This is a genomic window from Paraburkholderia sp. SIMBA_027, assembly GCF_046535315.1.
Classification (GTDB): domain Bacteria; phylum Pseudomonadota; class Gammaproteobacteria; order Burkholderiales; family Burkholderiaceae; genus Paraburkholderia; species Paraburkholderia tropica.
In genome coordinates this window covers 1-249 of sequence record NZ_JAWRWY010001265.1, presented here as the reverse complement: position 1 = coordinate 249, position 249 = coordinate 1, and the positions used below count along the sequence as shown (strand labels likewise).

Sequence of the window (249 nt, the reverse complement as noted above, 5' to 3'; positions counted from 1 at the left end):
TTATTAAGCAACAACTAACCAATATCATCAGCGATTTAGAAGCTGGTGGTTATCTGATGAAGGAGCCTGATCCAAAAGATAGACGTGCGGTTTTGATTTCACTGACATCATTGGGGAAGGAAATTGAAGAAAAAAAATGGGTTAAAATCTATCAAAATTTTAATGAAAACTTAACTAAATTAAACGATGAAGAGAAAATAGATCTAAAATATGCGCTTCATAAAGTTAATGTATTATTAAAAAAGATGG

1 protein-coding gene is annotated in these 249 nt (G+C 30.5%); it reads left to right on the top strand.

The annotated features are described in order from the left end of the window. Nucleotides 1-249 (top strand): MarR family winged helix-turn-helix transcriptional regulator (locus tag SB764_RS43215; RefSeq protein WP_410867197.1); only part of this gene is annotated, 249 nt, incomplete at both ends.